The organism is Streptococcus sp. ALY_211 (assembly GCF_058314555.1).
Genome location: NZ_JBZFUN010000003.1, coordinates 217,825 through 234,947, shown reverse-complemented (window position 1 = coordinate 234,947; position 17,123 = coordinate 217,825). Strand labels below are relative to the sequence as shown.

Sequence of the window (17,123 nt, the reverse complement as noted above, 5' to 3'; positions counted from 1 at the left end):
AGAATTTTATAAATTATTAGTCTTCTTTACGTTTTAATGAACCAAGAAGTGTCAAAGCTGAGAAGGCTACTACCCCAGTACCAAATGCTGCAATACCATAAGCATTTGAGTCACCAGTTTCTGGTAAGGCTTGAGCTTGTTGTGTTTGCCCTTGTCCTTGCTCTTGAGATACAGAAGCAGGTGTTTTAGCAGCTGTTGGAGCTGGTGGTGTTGGTTCTCCTGGCTTCCCTGGTGTTGGTGGTGTAGGAGGTGTTGGTTCTCCTGGCTCCTCTGGTGTTAGTTCTCCTGGCTCCTCTGGTGTTTGAGGGGCTGGAATCTCGTTTTGCGCAACAACTACAGCAGCATCATATCTTACTTCAACACTATCCAATGTTGGCATTTCAGGAGCTTTTGGTTCTTCATTTGGCTCTTGAGCAGCAACAGTATTGAAAGCAAACCAGATAGCAGTTGGTACTTCAGCATCGTTACCTGATACAGATACTGTAATAGGATCACCATTGTAGGTCATCGCACCTGCACCATGAATTGAAGATGCTGTACGAACTTCACCATCTTTGTTGATCTTATCCCAACCATCTTCACCATCACCGTTAAGAGCTGAACCATTAGCTACGTATTGGTTTTCTGTTGGTGAATAGATGTCTCCATCTTCATTAAGACGAATAGTTGAGTTGTCAAAGGCTACAAATTTATTTGAGCCGATATTTTTAACTTTTTCAACGTGGTTTCCGTATTCAGTTGTCCAGTGGTTCAATGTTGCCAAAGTCATAACTGCATTATTTTCAGCAAGATTAATCTCTTGACCATTTTCATCGTACAACTTCACTTGGATATCCATGTCCACTGACTTGGATAGATCATCTGATGTTTGAGCACCGATGAAGATTGATTTAGTTGGATCATGGTAGAGTTTAGCAATAGCAGTATTGTCATTGCTTGTAGTACCAGTCAAGGTGTAGCTTGTTACGATCTTAGAAACTTTAGTTCCAAGGTAGTCTGAATTTTCAAGATTAGTGTATGTTGCTGTAACAGTGTCACCAACATTCATCTTGAACCAAGCATCTTCATTAGCTGCATATGGATTTTCTGATGTCAATTCTGACGCTGGATATTTATCCGTGTTGAATTGTTGAAGGATTTCTTCTTGGACGTGACGTCCTTGAGCTTCCTTGGTAATGTATTGATTAACACCATCAATTGAAACTACAGCGTTTGGTTCGTTGACATAAAGCAAACCTTTAACTTGTTCAATAACTTCTGGTTTGTCCAAATTGTTTACAACATTTTGAACTTCGTTCTTTTCAGCAACTCTTTGATCGTAAGCTGCTTTTGCTTTGTTGTAAGCCTCTTGCTCTTGGCTGTAATTAGCCAAGGCAGTCTTATAGTTGTCTACATCATTTTGGTAGTTTGCTAAGGTAGCATTGATTGATTGTGCTTGCGCTTTGTTAGCAGCATCAGCTTCCTCAACGGTGTTATAAACCTTAGTTTCGCCTTCAGTTACTTTAACTTCAGGAACAACAACAGATGATGTTGCAGGTGCAGTTGTACCTTGTGCATCTGATGTTGAATTTGCTGAAGCTGGTGATGTTGATTTGTTAAAAGTATTAACATTATTAACAGCTTCAGTCAATTCTGGTGATGTTACTGAAGATACTGTTGTTGTTTTATTTCCTTCAGTTGTTTGAGAGATAACCTTGACTTGTGGTCCAGAAGTTGCGACTTCTGAAGATTGATTGTCAGTTGTTGGTGCTACATTAGTAGCTTCTTCGGCAAATACAGTTTGGCTAGCAGCGAGCGTAGTCAAAACTAATCCACTAAGAAGTGAGTATTGAGTGAGTTTTTTCTTCCCCATTGTTATAACCCTTCTCTACAATTATAATTTTAAGCATCGTTATATATTAATCGAAAATTAAAATATAACGTTATTTGCTATGTAATGATAGTAACATTTAAGTTACCTAAAATCAAACCGTAAAGCTTTTTAAGTTATTTTTTATATAAACGTTAATTATTTTAAAATATTTTTGTAACATTTGTATATCTGGAGTAATTTTTCTGCATTATGAAACGATGGCTTTTGCGATGTCCTCAGCAGACATTCCAGAAAAGTAACGCGATATATCTACCTGGCTCAAGCGTTCCAACACATCTTTGAATTCATAGCGACACCCTAATAATATTTCTTCGATGTCATCGACATCTAGGACTCCAAAGAAATCACCATAGATCTTAATTCCCTTGATGAGAGAATTTTCAACATTAGCAAAGGTGTTAATTTTTCCAGCAGGATAGCGAACATTGCGTTCTATTGTATATTCTGGTGACTGGCCATATGTCCATTCCCATGTGTTAAATTGATTGTCATAGGACTCTTGGATCTTGTCCAACTCCTCCTGACTCAGGACATACTCCGTCATATCTGGGTACATTTCCTTCATCTTATCTAAAATTTTATCTGAAAACTCTTGGACAGTAATTTTTTCAGGTAATTCGCTAAGAATATTCGTAACACGAGAACGGACAGACTTGACGCCTTTAGACTCAATTTTATCCTTGCTGACTTTTAAGGCATCACCAAGAACTGTCATATCAACATCAAATAGCAGACAGCCATGGTGCATCATACGCCCTTTGTAATAGGCTTGAGCATTGCCACAAATTTTTTTGCCATTGATTTCGAGGTCATTACGGCCTGAGAACTCAGCCTTAGCACCAAGATCGGCTAGGGTACTGATCACAGGCTCTGAAAAAGTTTTGAAGTCGAAAGCTCCTTCATCAGATTTATTTGAGATGATGGTGTAGTTAAGATTATTGAGATCATGATAAACAGCACCACCACCAGACAGCCTGCGGACAACATGGATGCCATGTGTATCTGTATATTCTTTATTGATTTCTTGAATGGCATTTTGATGCTTACCAATAATGATGGCAGGCTCGTTAATCCAGAGGATAAAGAGTTCATCTTCATCCACTAGTTCACGAAAGGCATAAGCCTCTAGAGCAACATTATAAGCAGGATTATTAGATTTATTTACGATATATTTCACTAGATTTCTCCTTATTATGACTTACTAGTCACATTATAACAAACTGATACTTTAGATTTAGAGAAAAAATTTCTCTATTATCATTTACAAAAGAGGCTAGGATCGACTCCTGCCTCTAGTTATTTGCTTTGCGATAAAAATTATTCGATAAATAGTCGCTTATCCTAAGTCCCAAGTACTGCTAGAACTATTGACTATTTGCGCTTGGGTGGGTTATGAATGGCTTCTCCTAGGACATCTGCAAAGGCTTCATACATGTTTTCTGAGAAGGTTGGGTGTCCATGGATTGATTGTAGCAATTCATCAACTGTCAATTCATTTTCCATGATAGTAGCCGCTTCATTTATTAATTCAGCAGCTGCTGGTCCGATAATGTGAACACCAAGGATTTCGTGATATTTAGCATCTGCGATGACTTTGACAAAGCCGTGGGCTTCATTTGAAGCGATGGCACGGCCATTCCCAGTAAAGCTTGATTTACCAACAAGAACCTCTCCATACTTCTCACGTGCTGCTTCTTCTGTGATCCCAACCATGGCAACCTCAGGATGAGTATAAACAGCTGCTGGTGTGAATTCTAGGTGGGCTGTGCGGTGATTACCCTTGATAGCATTATCAGCTGCTACCTCACCCATACGGAAGGCTGAATGGGCCAGCATCTTGGTTCCGTTCAAGTCTCCTGGGGCATAAATACCGGGGATTGATGTTTCTTGGAATTCATTGACTAGAATACGTCCACGATCATCTAGTTCTAGATCTAGATTTTCTAGCCCTTTCATCTGCGGTACACGGCCAATAGCAAGAAGGGCTTTATCAGCCACCAAGTCTTCACCATTGTTAAGTTTGAGAGTTAATTGGTTATTGTTCTCAATAATTTCGCTGACCCCAACAGATGTTTTGAAGGTCATGCCTTTCTTTTCAAGGAGTTTTTGAAGTTCAAGGGAAACTTCGCGATCCATAGCTGGGATAATGCGATCAGCCATTTCAACGACAGTCACATCCACTCCATACGATGCCCAAACTAGACCTAGCTCGACACCGACAACTCCGCCTCCCATGACAACGAGTGATTTCGGAATTTCACGCAGATCCAAGATATCATCTGAGGTTAGTACAAGGTCAGAATCGATACCAGGAACATTTAGACGAAAGACTTTTGAACCGGTTGCTAGGATTATTTTATGTCCTCTAATGGTCTCATCGTTGATGGTCACTGTCTTATCAGGGTAGGCTGTACCGAAACCATTGAAAATAGTTACTTTATTGGCACGAAGAAGGCCACGTACTCCGCTAGTCAGAGTTTTAACAACGGAATTTTTAAAGGCAACTGTTTGATCCATATCAATGGTATAGTCGGTCGATGCAAGATTAATACCACGATTAGCAGCTATCTTTAAGTTATCAAGGATTTCAGCATTCTTAAGATAGGTTTTGGTTGGGATACATCCGATATTCAAGCAGGTTCCACCAAATTCTGTCTTTTCGACAATGGCTACCTTGGCACCTAGCTGAGCTGCACGAATAGCTGCATAATAGCCAGCAGGACCGCCTCCTAATACAACAAGATCGTATTCATCCTCTGCTAGAGCTTCTTTTGGTTCTGAGGATACTTCAGCCGGTGAGGTTTTTGGAACCTGCATTCCTGCTGCTTCTAGGTTTTCTGTAGCCGCCTTGACTTGATCTTGACTCTCTTCAGTCGCAAGAGCTTCCCCTTGCTCACCTATATAGGCAATGACCTCTGTAACCGGTACTGTATCGCCAGCTGGATGGACGATTTTGAGGAGATAGCCTGAATCTTCTGCCTCGATTTCCATATTGGTCTTGTCAGACATGATCTCAAGCAGGATGTCCCCTTCAGATACGGGGTCTCCTTCTTGCTTTTTCCATTCAATAATTTCGCCTTCGGCCATATCGACGCCGAGTTTTGGCATAATGACTTCAACTGCCATATTTAAGATACCAAGAGCAAAAAGAAAGGGGCTGAGTCTAGGAAATCATGGGAAATCTTTAATTTCTAAACGATTTGTCTTTCTCCAAGCATTGTGCTCGGCTTCAGTTTTCTCTTTCTCTTGCTCTATATCCTTTCTTTATTTTGATTTTGCTTAAAGGGTTTACTACTTGATAACTTCTCTTGTTATTTCGTCATCAAATCAACAATTCCATCGGATTTTCAAGGATGTGCTTGAGGTCAACCATGAATTTGGCACCATTCATACCATCGACAATGCGGTGGTCAATAGTCAAGCACAGTTGCATAATTGGTCGAATAAGGATCTCACCGTCAACGACGACTGGTGTCTGTACTGTCGCTGCTACTCCTAGGATAGCTGAGTTGGGTTGATTGATAATAGGATTAAAGGACTTGGTTCCAAACATTCCAAGGTTAGTAATGGAGAAGGTTGAACCAGACATTTCAGCCGCTTTTAGCTTACCGGACTGGGCCTTCTTGATCACATCTTTAGATGCTACTACAAAATCAGATAGGCTCATCTTATCAGCACCGTGAACGACAGGAACAACGAGCCCTTCATCCAAGCCAACAGCAATACCTAAATTAACAAATCGATGCAGTTCGATATCCTTGGCATCATTGATGAGAGAAGCATTTAAATATTCATGCTCGGGCTTCATCAGGGTACGCACAACAGCCAAACCAATTAAATCTGTAAAGGTTACCTTTTGATCAGTCTTGTTCATGATTGGATCTAGGACTTGTTTACGAAGGGCCATCAAATTAGTCATATCAATATCATAATTAAGCGTAAAGGTTGGAGCTGTCAGGTAAGAATTTGTCATACCTTTTGCAATAGCTTTACGCATCGCTGACATTGGTTTAATTTCAACACCTTCTGCTAGATCAGCTGATTTTTGTGCTTGGACTGGTTCTGGGTTAGAGGTTGGAGCCGGTTGTGCTTCTTGAGCCGGTGATTGACTAGCTGCTAGGATATCTTTCTTGGTGATCTTACCAAAGACACCTGTTCCTGAAACTGCTGTTAGGTCTACATTAAGATCCTCAGCAATCTTACGTGCCAGCGGTGTTACCTTAGGCTGGTTTCCATCAAAGTTTTCGACATCGTCTTTGTGGATACGGCCATTAGGTCCTGTACCAGGCACCAGTTGTAAATCCACTCCCTGTTCTGATGCTAGCTTACGAGCAGCTGGTGTCGCACGTACCTTTTCATCTTTTCCTTCTGCTGCTACTAGCGGTTGAGTGCTAGGAGCCAGTGAGGAACTTTTTGTAGGCTCTTTGGCCTGCGATGATGGGGTTTGACTTCCAGCATCTTCGACAACTTCACCGGCCTGACCAATATAGCCGATCACCTCAGTTACGGGCACAACATCTCCTGCTGATCGAGTGATTTTAAGGAGAACACCTGAATCCTCTGCCTCGATTTCCATGTTCGTTTTATCCGACATAATTTCAAGAAGGATATCCCCTTCAGAGACTGTATCACCCTCTTGTTTCTTCCACTCGATGATTTCACCTTCAGCCATATCAACACCGAGCTTGGGCATAATAATTTCAACTGCCATAATTTATCACAAATAAGCAGATAAAAGCCTCAATAATTCAGGCTTTTGCACTTATTCTATCCTTTCTGTTAAAAGATAAGAGAGCTGCTTACTTTGCAAAATTCTCCGTAAGCAACAAGAGATCTGACAATAGTATACAAGGTCATCTCCTTTATTTGAAGTAATCAGCTCTCTTTTTCCTAAAATCACTTTAGGAATTGATCTAATCTGGCAAACAAAGACTTTTGTATATTGTAATAAGCGAAAGTTATCTGCTCGCCATCTATTTCATTCTAGTTACCCTTATTGGCCATTTTAATAATAGCTGTTTTTATTTTTTCAACATCAGGAAGCACCGCTTGTTCTAGGACACGCGCATAAGGAACTGGCACATCTTCGCTGGCCAAACGTACGATTGGATGATCAAGGTAATCAAAGGCTTCACTCTCAGTAATCATAGCTGCAATTTCACCGATAAAACCGCCTGTCTTGTAGGCATCATTGACCAGCATAACCTTACCCGTTTTCTTAACCGAATGAATAATCAGTTCTTTATCAAGCGGCACGAGAGTGCGAGGGTCAACAACTTCAACATTGATACCTTGTGCTGCTACTTCGTCAGCAGCCTGAAGGACTCTCTCAAGCATGCGACCGTAGGTCACAACAGTTAGGTCAGTTCCTTGGCGCTTGATCTCTCCCTTACCTAGCGGAATATAAAAGTCAGGATCGAGATCAACCTCTTCTTTTTTACCATAGAGGGCTTTGGGTTCCATGAAGACAACAATGTTATTGTCTTGAATGGCTGACTTGAGGAGACCCTTGGCTTCGTTGGCATTTCCAGGGGCAACCACCTTAATGCCTGGAATGTGGGTCAACCAAGCCTCCAGAGATTGCGAGTGCTGGGCTGCTGACCCGATACCAGAACCCGATGCCACACGAAAAGTAACAGGCGTCTTGAGACCGCCTCCAAACATATAGTTATTTTTAGCACCGTTATTAACGATAGCGTCAAGGGCGATCGTTAAGAAATCCATAAAGGTAATATCGACAATTGGACGCAGGCCTGTGATAGCAGCACCGATAGCTGATCCAGCGATAGCGGCTTCTGAGATTGGCGTATCTTTGATGCGTTTGGGACCAAACTCCTCGTACATTCCAACAGAGGTACCGAAATCTCCTCCATACACACCGACGTCTTCTCCCATTAAGAAAATCTTTTCATCTTTACGCATTTCCTCGGTCATTGCGAGGTTTACGGCTTCACGCAAGGCCATCTTTTTTGTTTCTGTCATTGTGCTCTCCATTGATCTGTGCATTCATTCAAAAATAATTATAATTAATCAACCCAAATGTCTTCAAAAGCAACTGAAATATCTGGATCTGGACTATTTTGTGCAAACTCATAGGCATCATCAATTTCTTTGACGACTTGCTCATGGATAGTATCCAGCTCTTTTACCGTAATATCAGTCTGGCTGGCTGCGAAATCTCGGAATTTAAGAAGAGGATCTTTAGCTTTCCAGCTATCCACTTCTTCTTTGCTACGGTACTTACCAGCATCAGCTGTCGAGTGACCGAACCAGCGGTAGGACTCCACTTCAATAATAGCTGGACCATTGCCAGCACGCACATAGTCCACTACCTCTTGCATCTTATCATAAACTGCCAGAACATCATTACCGTCTTCAACATAAAAGCCAGGAATACCGTAAGCTTCTGCCCTTGTGTAGAGATGGGGGGTGTTGGTCGCCTCGTTAATATCCATCGAGATACCGTAGCGATTATTGATGATGAAGAAGATAACTGGAAGTTTCCATGTTGCTGCCATATTGACAGACTCATGAAAAGAGCCCTCGTTAGTCGCTCCATCACCAGAAAAGGCGACGACGATATTCTTAGTCTCATTGTACTGTTGAGTGAGGGCGGCACCAACTGCGAGGGCGTAGCCACCACCAACGATACCATTGGTTCCGTAGTTTCCTTTTTCAAAATCAGCCAAGTGCATAGACCCACCGCGTCCTTTTGAAACACCGGTAGCCTTGCCAGCCAACTCAGCCATCATGGCATTGAGATCCATATCCTTAGCAATAGACTGACCGTGACCACGATGATTTGAAAAGATAATATCATCGTAAGTCAGATGAGCAATGGCACCTACACTGGCCGCTTCCTCACCTACTGAAAAATGCGTCATACCTTGGACAAAGCCACGACGAACTAATTTATTAATGCGCATATCAAACTCACGAATACGCTCCATCTTTAAATATAACTCTAATAGCTGCTCTTTGGATAGTTGTGCCATAAGAACCTCCCCATAATCTTTTATAAATCTATTCTATCCGAAAATTTCACAAACTGCAACCAAAAATACCCTTGATATTTCAAGGATGAAAAGGTTTTTATACAGGTTTTTGATAATGTTTTCACAATGTTTTTTTACGTGGTGTTTTCTATCCTTTTTTAGAAAAAAACAACCTGCATACGAGGTTGCATTTTCTAGGACATATCTTCCAGGTTTTGACTTAATTCCTCCCACTCTTGCATGAGACTGTCCTGCTTTGTTTCTAAGCTATCCCAATCTGCTTGAAGTTCCATCAGCGATTGAGCATCATTTGTTTGGCCCATATTCTGAGAGATCAATGCCATCTCTTTCTCTATAGACTCTAGATCAGCCTCTATCTGCTCAATACGACGGTTGAGTTTTCGGAGTTCCTTTTGATTGGCTTTTTGTGCTTGGTAGTCCTGAGGAGAGGATGATACCTGTGCTTTTTTCTCTTGCGTAAGAGAATCGACTTTGGTTTCAGCTAATTTGGCCAGCTCTTCTAACTCTGCTTTTTTCTCCAAGTAATAATCATAATCTCCCAAATAAAGGGTTGAGCCAGCTTCAGATATTTCTAGGACTTTGGTAGCAACACGGTTGATAAAATAACGATCGTGACTGACAAAGAGCAGGGTTCCATCAAAATCAATCAGGGCATTTTCTAAGACTTCTTTACTATCAATGTCCAGATGGTTGGTTGGTTCATCTAGGATAAGGAAGTTATTATTTTCCATAGAAAGCTTGGCCAACAACAGTCGAGCACGCTCTCCACCCGATAGCATGCTAACGGATTTCTTGACATCGTCTCCTGAAAATAGAAAGGCTCCTAGCCGATTTCTAATGTCAACTTCTGGAGTGGTACTAAAATCATTCCATAATTCATCTAAGACTGTATTGGTATTGGTTAGGTTACTTTGATTTTGGTCATAGTAACCAGTATCAACATTAGCTCCGAATTGCGCCTTTCCTTTGATAAAAGGGGTTTGATTGACGATGGACTTGACCAAGGTAGATTTTCCGATACCGTTTGGACCGACAATGGCGATGGCATCAAATTTTTTAATTTCCAGATTAATAGGCTCAGATAAGATATGGTTGCCGTATCCCACTGCTGCATCACTTAGGCTTAAAACAACATTGCCAGACGGCTTATCAGCATGAAAGGTCATATTAGCAGATTTTTGACCTGCTTGGGGCTTATCGAGACGCTCAATTTTTTCCAACTGCTTACGTCTAGCTTGAGCACGCTTAGTTGTGGAAGCGCGCACGATATTACGCTGGACAAAGTCTTCTAGCTTAGCGATCTCCTTGGCCTGCTTTTCAAAAGCCTTGGCCTCGGAAGCTAGCTTCTCTGCCTTGGCATCCATAAAGAAAGAGTAGTTCCCCATATAGCGATCCAGCGCATGCGGCGTCAGATCATAGGTGATCGTTGCAACCTTGTCCAAAAAATAACGGTCATGACTAACAATGATAAGAGCCCCCTGATAATTGACCAAGTAGTTTTCAAGCCAGGCAATTGTTTCGATATCCAAGTGATTGGTCGGCTCGTCTAGCACTAAAAGCTCAGGTTTTTCTAACAGCATTCTTGCGAGGGCTAAACGTGTATTTTGACCACCTGATAGGTCTGAAATCGGAGTTTGCCAGCTAGATTCATCAAATTTGAAGCCATTTAAGATAGCCTTTATATCAGATTCGTAGGTAAAACCACCTCTAGCTCTAAAGTCCTCGGAGAGCTGGTCGTAATCTCGCATGAGCTTATCCAGTTCCTGTCCTGTCACCTCCGACATCCTTTGCTCCATACGACGAAGGACCTTCTCCTGCTGGATTAAATCCTCAAAAACACGACGCATGCCATCGTAAATGGTGTCATCTGATTCAAACCGACTATCTTGTGCTAGATAGGATAAGCGCAGATCACGTTTGGTATTTATTTGACCTGTAGTTGGGGCTTCTTCACCGACTAATATTTTAAGCAAGGTAGATTTACCAGCACCATTTCTTCCCACTAGGGCAATACGGTCACGCTCATCTACTTGAATATTAATGTTATCAAAAAGCACATCTCCTGAGAAAGAGCGCTCAATTTTATTTCCTTGTAAAATAATCATAACTTTATTATATCAAAAATAAAAAGGAGCCTTGGAGAAATCACTCTTCAATATGAAGAAAGATTGCACGGCTCCTTACAGTTCAATCAACCAGGTAGCTGGCTTAAGAGCGACTGGTGACGGTAGATTAGGTAAATCCCTAGTAATAAAATGGCTATGAAAATCACAATTTTTAAGATCCCTTTGATCAGCTGCCAGATGACCAGGGCTATCATTGATAATCCTAACCAGAACCAAGGTAACTGGGTAAAAAAGCCTTGAAGATTGCTAAGATTACCTTGAGTCAGGGATTCTAGCCAATCTGGGATAGGAGGATTTCCTAAAGCTAGACCGAGCTTACTCCTAATCGCTAGTCCGGTCACTTTTAGCCAGATGAAAACACCTGTATTATAACCAAGAAGAAACAGTTGCAAGGGATAGCGTCTGAAGATCGTCCTCAACAAGATAATCACCTCCTAGTCTCTTTCATAAAGTTCCTTTGTGGCCTTAATATCACGTTTTTGGATGCCGTAATAGGAACCGGATGACTGCATCACCGAAATTTCAGCATCATTATGGTCAAGTCCAATGGCATGTCCCAATTCATGCTTGGCTGTATTGATGATTCGTTCATTACTATAACCATAGCTAGGATTTAGTAAATAGTAGCTATTTAAATAGACATCAACATGTTTGATGAGGTTAGTCCTAGCATCTGAGGTCGACTGAGCTTCTCCGGCTGCTTGACTGCTAGGGTCAGACTTATCCATAAGAACAATATCGGCTTGATCCTTACTAGCTGCTAAAGTAAAGGTAAAGGCACCCGTAGAATTCCAAGATTGCAAGGCTTGCTCATAAGCATTGACAATCGTTTGGTCTGTTGAAACGATGTAGACCGAAGCCTTATTGGTAGCCCAGCGTGAACCGTGAAAATGATTCGCATCGTGCTCATCTGTCGTTAAATTTTGTAGACCGAGCTCTTGAAGATTACGATCTAAATCTTCATCCATAGAGATCCGGCTGGTCACAGTATCAAAGGTAGTTTGAAGAGAGCGTGCAAAGGGTGAGCTTGCGTGTTGAGAATAGAAAAATAAGCCGACAAGAATGGCTGCTATCACTAAGGCTGCCTTAACCATACCAAAGAAAAAGCGTAAAACAAAGCTCAATGCAGCTCTAAATAATCGCCACAATAATCGAACCATATAGATCATCTGATCATCACCTCGCAATCTATCAAAACTAAATGACATTTAGTATATCAGTCCTGATAAAAAAACTCAATTGAAAAGGCAGGTTGCCCCACCTTTTTTGTATTATTAGTCCATCTCATCTAACTTCCATAATCACCGGAAGGATAGCTGGCCGGCGTTTAGTCTGATCAAATAAGAATTTATTGAGTTCATCACGGACTTGACCTTTTAGCTCGCCCCAGTCAAATCCTTCTGTCGCTAAGTAATTTTCGACAGTTTTATTTACCAAGTCCGCACTTTCACGCAGAATATCACGGCTCTTGCGAACATAGACAAAACCTCGAGTATGGACTTTAGCCTTGGAGACAATGGTCTTTTTCTTTTTATTGACTGTGATGACAACGATAAAAATACCATCTTCAGATAAAATGCGACGGTCACGCAGGACAATGTTACCCACATCGCCAATAGCATTCCCATCAATCATAACATCACTTGCTGAAACACCACCTTCATGTAAGAAGCCTTGATCGCTATAAGTCATAATATCTCCACGCTTCATTATGTAGATATTTTCAGGCAGCATGCCAACTTCTTCTGCACGATCAGCATGAGCTTGCAACTCACGGTACTCCCCTTGAATAGGGAAGAGGTATTGCGGACGCAGCAAATTGATCAAGAGCTGCAGGTCACGACCATTAGCATGACCAGATACACGCAAGTTTTGTGTGATCAGCTTGACACTACCACCAGCCATATAAATCATATTTTCTACACGGGCAACGACAGCTTCCTTAGCCACACTCGGCGTTGTGACGATATAGACTAAATCGCCATCCTTGATCTCAACATAGCGATGACGACCGATAGACATCTTTCGTAATCCTTCAAGAGGCTCACCCATGCGACCTGTTTCTAGAATGATCAATTCGTCATCTTCAAACTTAGCCATCTCTTTTGGCTTGATCATCAACTTCTCGTCAATAATACTGAGTTTATTGAGCCGAATGGCTGTACGAACGATATTTTCAGCGTCGAAACCTGTAAGAACTACACGGCGGCCATGCTCGGCAGCAGCATCAAAGACCTGCTGGATACGAGAGAGGTTGCTGGCAACGGCCGCTACGATAATACGTCCTTGGGCATCGCCTATCACCTCGTCCATCTCTAGGCCGACCTCAGCCTCACTGGCAATCTGCTCATTGCTATCTGCATTAGCAGAATCAGCAAGGAGGGCTAAAACACCTTCTCGTCCAATCTCAGCTAGACGAGCAAAGTCGGTCTGGTAACCACTGCTGGCTGCTTGGTCAAACTTGAAATCACCAGTATAGACGATATTACCACGGTCAGTCTTCAAGACAATACCAAGACTCTCAGGAATCGAGTGAGTTGTGCTAAAGAAGGATACCACAGCATTTTGGAATTCAATTTCCGTCTGTGCATCAACGATGTGAAAGTTATTGAACTTCTTAACTTGAGAGTTATTTTTAACGACTAATTTAGCCAACTCTATAGTCAATTCTGAACCAAATACTGGTACTGGCACATCTTGTAAAAGGTAGGGAAGGGCTCCAATAGCATCCGCATGACCATGAGTCAGGAAAACTCCTTGTACACGGTCTTTATTGTCTACCAGGTAGTCCATATTGGGTACTACAACGTCAACACCGAGTTGGTCATTATCTGGATATTTAAGACCAGCATCCAAGATAAAGATAGCATCGTTAACCTCTACGATGTAGAAGTTTTTTCCGTTTTCACGGACACCGCCCAAGGCGATGATTTTAATATCACTGCTCATGATTATTTCTCCATATATTTTTTATTACTTGATTATCAGAGGACATCCTCCATTATACCTACAGCTCATCACTGCGGGTTACCAACGGTCCTTAAGGTCCTCCTGCCCACTGATTACTCTCAAGGGTGAAGGTTACTAAGTCGATTTACAGTCTCTAGTATTATAGCACAAATTGCTGAGCTTAGTCAGGTTTTCAAGTAGTAAAAAAAGCCTTGATCAGGCTTTCTTATAAGATTGAAACGCCCACAAGCAAATAATCAAGGCTAGGCTATAAACACTGGAGACCGCTAGATAATTGATCCAGACATTGGTGCTATTGATAATCGGGGTGAATCGCATGATACCATAATTTCCACCTGTGATATGATTAACTCCAAGTAAAATCAGATCTAGTAGAAAAGTCCTAGCCACTAATCCCGCAATTGACAGGGACTCCTTGCTACGGTAATTGAGCAGATAGGCAAAACTATTGATCAAAAGGGCAAAATGTCCAAGAATAAAGGAGACTCCTGTAATATGAGGAAAATCGTAGGGATCTAAGACAGGATAGCCTAGGGCAAAGATAGCCCCAGCGAAGCCTAAATAAGCTAGATAGCGCTTCAATTTCCAACTATCAGGAAGAAAGACGAGGCCTAGCATAGCTAGGCGACAGTGGTAAAGCGGCAAACTGTCGGATACCGGAATAGTAAAGACTAGATACCAGCCATAGAGCCCTAGTAATTGTAAAAGCTGAACGGCTTTAAAAAGCTGCAAAAACCAGTTTTTACTGTGGTATCTATAGGTGATCACTAAACTGAAGACCAGGCCGGCTAAAATGAGCAGGTAAACCCAGATAGGAATGGTAGGGGGCTGAGTTTTGTGGGTCGTTAGAAATTCTTGCATATTTCTTTCCCTCCTTTAGCCAAGCAAACCATCGACAACCTTGTCCAAGTGCATGGAATTTGAGCCTTTAAGCAGGATTTGATCTTCAGGTTTGAGGAGGTCCTTGATCTTATCAAGCATTGGAGCAAATTGGTCTTCCTTGGTTGTTTTTTTGAAGAAATAGACATGGCCAAGAGGGAACATTTGGCTGGCTAGTTGACTCAATTCTTCAATGTCTTCTCCATAACAAATGAGATAATCCAGTTGATCAGGATTCATAGCCATGATCATATCTGTGTGCATCTTGACCGAGTCAGGACCAAGCTCTTTCATGTCAGCTAGGACGGCTATCTTCTTGCCGCCAGTATTGGCGGGAATGGACAAGAAGGTCTCTAAAATCAAGCGCATGGCTGTTGGATTGGCGTTATAGACATCAGCTAGGATATCAGCACCATTTTGAGCTTTTTTCCACTCTGTCCGATTCTTGGTCAAGACGAGATGCTCCAGTGCTGTTATGATCGCTCGATCCTCTACTCCTTCTAGCCTGCCGACATAGGCTGCCAGCATAGCATTGGTCGCATTATACTTACCAGTGACAGGCAGCTTTATCTTCCCATCCATGAAATTAAGCGTAAAACTCAAACTATTCTTACCCTCATCAAGCTCAGATAAGTAAATATCCTCATCTGGACCGAAACGGACGATCCGTTGATTATCTGGAAGATAGGGATTAATAATCGGATCTGCAGGTGCAATCAAAACACCATCTGTCGGCATACCCGCTGTGATCTGCATTTTCCCTTGGGCAATCTTATCACGGCTGCCAAAAAACTCTAGATGCGCTTCTCCAATCAAGGTCACAAGCCCTATTTTGGGGCGAGCGATCTTGGAGAGCAACTCAATATCACCTAGATGATCCTGCCCCATCTCTAGAACAAGCTTTTGTGTATCGTCTGGCATATGCAAAATCGTATAAGGCAGACCGATCTCATTATTATAGTTCCCTTGAGTCTTGTAGGTCTTGTAGGTGGTAGTTAAGACATCATGAATCATGTCTTTGGTAGTTGTTTTACCATTAGATCCTGTCACTGCGATGACATCGATTGGCATCTTTTCTAGGTAGTACTGAGCTAACTTTTGAAACGCTGCTAGAGTATCAGCTACCAAGAGAAAGGGATGGTCTTCAATGATACGTTCGCTAAGGGTTGCAGCCGCTCCATTATCAAAGGCCATAGGGATAAAATCGTGGCCATCACGCTCCCCTTTAAGAGGTAGAAAAAGGTCGCCATTTGCAATTTTACGACTATCAAATTCAATAGCAGAAATCACCACATCTTTATAAGCACTCACATCATTTTGAGCACCAACCACTTTTGCAATTTCCTGTAAGGTTAATTTCATGAGTACACCTGTTTCTTTTTTTATCTGATTATTCCTTAGCATTATATCATATTTAAATGTCCAAAATTTTTAAGGTCTAGCCTTTTTCTCGCAAGCATGGTAGACTGATAGAGTATGTAGCCATACAGAGTAGGTGGTTTGCGTCAAGTGTATGTGAATGGGATGTTGTCACATAACGAAACGAAACGTGCGATAAACCACTGCATCCGCTGTTTTTTCTAGATGATCTGTTGTCCCAATTTATCAGATCCTATAGGTAAACAGCTCCGCTTTACTAGAAAAGGAGCTTTTTTATGTCAAAATACCCCAGTAAACTCGAACTTAGGCAGCTCAGTACCCTAGCCATTCTGATGACTTTGCAGCTAGTCCTTAGTAAGCTATCTATCCCTATCATTCCTCAGCAGCTAACGGTCAGCTTGACTTTCATTACTGGTTGCTTGATTGGGGCTGTTGGTGGACCATGGTACGCTTTTATTGCTTTTGCCTTGATTGATATCCTTGACACCTTCAGCGGAGGTAGCTCCAATTTTATCATCTGGTGGACGCTTATGGAAGCTATCCAAGGTGCTATCTACGGATTCTTCTTTTATGGAAAGTCCCTCAGCTGGCACTCCAAAGGCAGTTGGCTACGGGTCAGTCTGGCTACTATCTTGGTCATGCTGGTGGGAACCTTCATTTTCACTCCTCTATTGATTCAGATTTATTACCATACTCCAATTTGGGTACAGTTTATCACTGGGCGTTGGTTGAAAATCTTTGAAATTCCTATTCGTATTATTTTAACCATGCTGGTTCTAACCCAGATGCAGAAAATTCCAGAGTGGTGTCGCATAACCAAGGCTAGCTAGCAAACAAAAAGTCGCATTTCCTATGAGGGGTGCGACTTTTTTAGTAGCT

Annotated in this window: 12 protein-coding genes, 2 pseudogenes and 1 riboswitch; of the genes and pseudogenes, 1 reads left to right on the top strand and 13 read right to left on the bottom strand. The window is 41.9% G+C overall.

Features of this window, described 5'->3' with window-relative positions:
• Positions 1 to 16: 16 nt before the first annotated feature.
• The 13 genes and pseudogenes from AC4HAJ_RS04390 to AC4HAJ_RS04330 all read right to left on the bottom strand — a co-directional run bounded on the left by AC4HAJ_RS04390 (position 17) and on the right by AC4HAJ_RS04330 (position 16,226).
• Positions 17 to 1,852, bottom strand: a complete 1,836-nt coding sequence (locus AC4HAJ_RS04390) for a GbpC/Spa domain-containing protein (RefSeq protein WP_491078944.1) — start codon at positions 1,850 to 1,852, stop codon at positions 17 to 19.
• 208 nt (positions 1,853 to 2,060) lie between these two features.
• The gene (gene lplA, locus AC4HAJ_RS04385) at positions 2,061 to 3,050 is read right to left on the bottom strand and encodes a lipoate--protein ligase (RefSeq protein ID WP_491078943.1); all 990 of its coding nucleotides are present in this window, start codon (positions 3,048 to 3,050) and stop codon (positions 2,061 to 2,063) included.
• A 194-nt stretch (positions 3,051 to 3,244) separates the two neighbouring features.
• Positions 3,245 to 4,999, bottom strand: a complete 1,755-nt coding sequence (gene lpdA, locus AC4HAJ_RS04380; RefSeq protein ID WP_491078942.1) for a dihydrolipoyl dehydrogenase — start codon at positions 4,997 to 4,999, stop codon at positions 3,245 to 3,247.
• A 196-nt stretch (positions 5,000 to 5,195) separates the two neighbouring features.
• Positions 5,196 to 6,233, bottom strand: a pseudogene (locus tag AC4HAJ_RS04375) (dihydrolipoamide acetyltransferase); the annotation flags it as partial.
• A gap of 183 nt (positions 6,234 to 6,416) precedes the next feature.
• Positions 6,417 to 6,545, bottom strand: a pseudogene (locus AC4HAJ_RS04370) (biotin/lipoyl-containing protein); the annotation flags it as partial.
• Positions 6,546 to 6,856: 311 nt separating this feature from the next.
• Positions 6,857 to 7,855, bottom strand: a complete 999-nt coding sequence (locus AC4HAJ_RS04365) for an alpha-ketoacid dehydrogenase subunit beta (protein WP_491078941.1) — start codon at positions 7,853 to 7,855, stop codon at positions 6,857 to 6,859.
• Between the two features lie 44 nt (positions 7,856 to 7,899).
• The gene (locus AC4HAJ_RS04360; RefSeq protein ID WP_491078940.1) at positions 7,900 to 8,868 is read right to left on the bottom strand and encodes a thiamine pyrophosphate-dependent dehydrogenase E1 component subunit alpha; all 969 of its coding nucleotides are present in this window, start codon (positions 8,866 to 8,868) and stop codon (positions 7,900 to 7,902) included.
• A 194-nt stretch (positions 8,869 to 9,062) separates the two neighbouring features.
• Complete coding sequence (locus tag AC4HAJ_RS04355) at positions 9,063 to 10,994, bottom strand: ABC-F family ATP-binding cassette domain-containing protein (RefSeq protein WP_491078939.1); 1,932 nt, start codon at positions 10,992 to 10,994, stop codon at positions 9,063 to 9,065.
• An 86-nt stretch (positions 10,995 to 11,080) separates the two neighbouring features.
• On the bottom strand, positions 11,081 to 11,437 hold the full coding sequence (locus AC4HAJ_RS04350; RefSeq protein WP_491078938.1) for a hypothetical protein: 357 nt from the start codon (positions 11,435 to 11,437) through the stop codon (positions 11,081 to 11,083).
• 12 nt (positions 11,438 to 11,449) lie between these two features.
• Complete coding sequence (locus AC4HAJ_RS04345; protein WP_491078937.1) at positions 11,450 to 12,223, bottom strand: matrixin family metalloprotease; 774 nt, start codon at positions 12,221 to 12,223, stop codon at positions 11,450 to 11,452.
• Between the two features lie 76 nt (positions 12,224 to 12,299).
• Positions 12,300 to 13,964 (bottom strand): ribonuclease J, encoded by a 1,665-nt coding sequence (locus AC4HAJ_RS04340; protein WP_491078936.1) that lies wholly within the window; start codon positions 13,962 to 13,964, stop codon positions 12,300 to 12,302.
• A gap of 216 nt (positions 13,965 to 14,180) precedes the next feature.
• The gene (locus AC4HAJ_RS04335) at positions 14,181 to 14,846 is read right to left on the bottom strand and encodes a YwaF family protein (RefSeq protein ID WP_491078935.1); all 666 of its coding nucleotides are present in this window, start codon (positions 14,844 to 14,846) and stop codon (positions 14,181 to 14,183) included.
• Positions 14,847 to 14,861: 15 nt separating this feature from the next.
• Positions 14,862 to 16,226 carry a UDP-N-acetylmuramoyl-tripeptide--D-alanyl-D-alanine ligase gene (locus tag AC4HAJ_RS04330; protein WP_491078934.1) on the bottom strand — a complete coding sequence of 455 codons (1,365 nt, stop codon included), beginning with the start codon at positions 16,224 to 16,226 and terminating at the stop codon, positions 14,862 to 14,864.
• 123 nt (positions 16,227 to 16,349) lie between these two features.
• Positions 16,350 to 16,440: riboswitch (THF riboswitch) on the top strand.
• A 79-nt stretch (positions 16,441 to 16,519) separates the two neighbouring features.
• Between AC4HAJ_RS04330 and AC4HAJ_RS04325 the strand changes: the two genes are divergently transcribed.
• Positions 16,520 to 17,074 carry a folate family ECF transporter S component gene (locus AC4HAJ_RS04325; RefSeq protein ID WP_491078933.1) on the top strand — a complete coding sequence of 185 codons (555 nt, stop codon included), beginning with the start codon at positions 16,520 to 16,522 and terminating at the stop codon, positions 17,072 to 17,074.
• The last annotated feature ends 49 nt before the right edge of the window (positions 17,075 to 17,123 follow it).